This window comes from Deltaproteobacteria bacterium (genome assembly GCA_018668695.1).
Taxonomy (GTDB): domain Bacteria; phylum Myxococcota; class XYA12-FULL-58-9; order XYA12-FULL-58-9; family JABJBS01; genus JABJBS01.
On the sequence record JABJBS010000014.1, the window covers coordinates 1 to 2,783 of the forward strand.

The 2,783-nt window shown below is 47.8% G+C and carries 2 protein-coding genes; one reads left to right on the forward strand and one right to left on the reverse strand.

Features of this window, described 5'->3' with window-relative positions; all coding sequences use genetic code 11:
- On the forward strand, window positions 1–733 hold a 733-nt coding region (locus HOK28_00645; GenBank protein MBT6431567.1), incomplete at its 5' end, for a hypothetical protein.
- A gap of 27 nt (window positions 734–760) precedes the next feature.
- Here the strand turns inward: HOK28_00645 and HOK28_00650 are convergent.
- Window positions 761–2,662 carry a hypothetical protein gene (locus HOK28_00650; GenBank protein ID MBT6431568.1) on the reverse strand — a complete coding sequence of 634 codons (1,902 nt, stop codon included), beginning with the start codon at window positions 2,660–2,662 and terminating at the stop codon, window positions 761–763.
- Window positions 2,663–2,783: the final 121 nt, after the last annotated feature.

Consider the following 2,783-nt stretch of genomic DNA (forward strand, 5'->3'; position numbering starts at 1 on the left):
CGCACTCCGAAGTTATAAAGGCCATGTAAAGGCTCTCGCTGTTGGCGTGGGTGGCGCTACCCTTACTGGAGCCGAGCTACCGGATATGCTCTCGGATGCCACCATTACGGTGAATTCAGACGGCATAGGACATTCCATCATTTTAGGTGTTCATATTCAGCCTACAGACGAACTAAGTATTGGCCTACATACAGAACTAAGTGGCGCTCTGGAACTGGAAAATGAAACGGCCTTCACAGGTAACCCAAACCTTGAATCAATGTTCTCCACCACGAGCTTCGCCAATGGTGCAAAATCAGACTCTCGTGAATCACCCTTCATTATGGCCGGCGTAGACTACCAAATCACACCCGCTCTCTTAGCGACCACAAGTCTATTTATCGCAATCAACTCAATCTCCGGAGCAACCGCCTATGGAGACATGGTTGACTCACTTTTTGTAAGTGCAGGCGTGGAATATGCTTTCACTGATTTTCTTACAATAGGAACGGGCTATGCACACGGTACACCCTTTCTCGTAACACGATCAGACCTCGACCTCTCGCTACCTCACAATTATGTTTCCGCCGGTGCCTCCATCGCAATTCTGGACCACTGGGCCATCAATACTGGATTCATACTCGACTTCGGCCTTACGATGACCAACAACACATCATCTGCGCCGGGCGGCGGTGACCAAATCCGGACCGAGGTTCTTCAATCGTTTAGCGTGGGTGTAACCTATACGCCTTGATTTATTGCAGCTGACTTAACAGCTCTCTCACAAAATCAAATCCCCTCGAGCGACCGAACCCAACTCAAGCGGAAGCCAAAGTTCGAATCGCGCTCCACCGAGGTGATGGTCATCGGTGACAGTCAACATTCCGCTGTGCTCTTTTACTATGTCAGCGCACATGGAAAGACCAAGACCAGTCCCTACTCCGGCTGGTTTCGTAGTAAAGAACTGATCGAATATATTATCACGAATACTCTTAGGCACCCCGTCGCCATTGTCGCATATAGAGACCAGAACACCCTCAACCTCTTCTCGCTTGGCTGGTTTACTTTCGACAGAAATTTTTCCAAGAAAGGCTGTACCATCGGCAGCTCGAACAAAGTCGACCTTTTCAGTTAAAGCATCGGCTGCATTAGCCAAAAGATTGGTTACCACTTGACCTATTCTACTTCGATAGCAAGTAATTAAAGGAACTTCCCTCAGACGCTCGAGAACCTCATGTACCTTCGTTCGGCCCCCCGCTATAACCATAGCTTCGTGAATCACTTCGTTAATATCAACCGCTGGTGTTGCCTCTAAATCCATACGGCTCTGCGTACGAAGGGCCATACTCAAATCTTTTAGACGATTGGAACCGATGGTTGTGGCATCGTTGATGTCCCGAAGCTCATCAATAAGTGATTGAATTTTTTTGCCTGCCTCTTCGGCCTCTACGCTTCCCGTGAACACTGGCATCACCGTTTGTTCCAACTTATCCGTGGTCCATTTAAAATTCTCAGCAGTCATCGAGATGAGACCAATCGGATTGGCTATCTCGTGACCAATACCCGCGATCATAGACCCCAGTTGAGATAGTTTCTCCGACTGAACCAATAAGTTATTTGCGTGACCTAACTGGCGTGCATTCACTTGCTTAAGTTCGGCATTCGCAGCTACCGCAGTAAGTGTTGCCTCTTGCGCCTCAACTGTCTTGAGTCTTAAATCCTTTGTCTGCTCGTCAACCTCTTGCCGGAGATTCTTGCTCAAATGCTCGGCTTGGCGATGAGCCCGAGCAGCGCGCCCCGACAAGATAGCGCTTTGCATGAGAATGAAGAAAACAAAGGTGTAAGGAACAATATAATCGTTATGTAAAATGGTGCGTGCAACTAGAATATCGTGCAAGCCACCTATCACTAATGCCGCCAGGGCAAACAATACCCATCGAGCAATTACGTGACCTTGAAGCGCTCTTAATGAGAGATAGCCAAGAGACACGAAGGAAGCACAAAGAATATGAATCTGGTAGAGCACCACATATTCTGAATAGATAAGACTGGGAACGCTGCAGGTAAATAAAACTAAAGCTAGTCCAAAACCCAGAATGCCGATGACTACAAATCGGAAAAATCGTTGACCCGGGACCAAACTGTGCACAAAGAACCCTGCGCTTATTATAATTAGCGGGTTCATGATGTACTCAATAAACAATAAGGTCCCAAATTCATTAGGCCCAAAACCGCCACCTAACGCTTGATAAAAATGCCCTGTACAAGACTGGCGAATCGCGACTCCCGCACAAAAAAGCCCGAAAAATATAGTCGACTTATCTTCACGGCGCTGCATGTAGAGCACGAAGTGGTAGAGAGCGATTATAAAACAAATTCCAAAAATAGAAAAACTACGGATGTGGTAGGATGAGTCTTTCTCAAGGACATCCTTATCGGTACCCAAGCCCGGTACACTCCAGGTGCCCCCCCTGGCATGCCGAAAATTACTAAGGTGTAAATATATCTGTAATTCATCCTGCTCAGGCGAATGAAATTGAGCCGTAACACTCAACCACACCGAGGATTCTTCTTCGTAGCTTATACCTGGATTGCCTTGATATACTTTCCCAATGACTGAACCGGATTGAGACTCGATGATCGAATATCGAGCTGCGCTGCCTTGATGTTCAGACGTTAGCATCAAAGCGGAACCCGTGCTTCCCGGGGGAAGGAGAACCTTCAGTACGTAGGTCGCATAGCCCCGCCCAGGGATGGACTCGTCATTTCTGCGCGGGTGTGATTTAGCCGCCCAGTTTGACGGA

Excerpts from the sequence above, each read along its gene's own strand:
- HOK28_00650 (MBT6431568.1), bottom strand. The coding sequence starts at position 2,662 with ATGCTAACGTCTGAACATCAAGGCAGCGCAGCTCGATATTCGATCATC.